The organism is Subsaximicrobium wynnwilliamsii (genome assembly GCF_007997225.1).
In the GTDB taxonomy this organism is placed as follows: domain Bacteria; phylum Bacteroidota; class Bacteroidia; order Flavobacteriales; family Flavobacteriaceae; genus Psychroserpens; species Psychroserpens wynnwilliamsii.
Map to the genome: position 1 here is coordinate 1 of NZ_VORM01000126.1, position 548 is coordinate 548.

1 pseudogene is annotated in these 548 nt (G+C 67.0%); it reads right to left on the bottom strand.

From position 1 onward, the window contains the following. A pseudogene (locus tag ESY88_RS21290) lies at window positions 1-548 on the bottom strand (hypothetical protein); the annotation flags it as partial.

Below are 548 nucleotides of genomic sequence, written 5' to 3' on the forward strand. Positions count from 1 at the left end.
CTCGCTGTCCCTGACGCTGAGGTCGAAGACGGTCACTCCATCGGCAACCCCGTCGTCACAGAGCTGCAGCGGCGCTGGCAGCACCGCCACCGGTGGCAGGTCCACGCGGATCTCGAAGCTGCCGGTGCCGGCGCAGCCGTTGCTCTCGCCCTCGAGCCTCACGAAGATGGTCTGCGGGTTGCCGGTGTTGGTGTAGTTGCCCACATTGGGGATCGGATCGTTGCCGCTCAGGGCATCCGCAGCGCTCAGGTGGTAGGTCAGGATCAGGTCGAGATCGGCCGCCAAGGGGGGCTGTGACTCCGTGATCTCGGTCTCCTTGGTGTTCAGGTCGAACTGTGCGAACCCGTCGGCATCGCTGTCGCACAACACGTAGTCGCTGATCGCGGCGGGCACCGCTGGCGTGGGGTTCACGATGAGGACGAGCTCCACGAGCGTCGCGCAGCCGGTGGCCACGGTGGCGCTCTCAACCCGCGCGTGCAGCACCTGGGTGCCGGCCACGATGTTGCTGTAGGGGCTGCCCACTGCGTTGACGCCGTTCTGGGCATCGG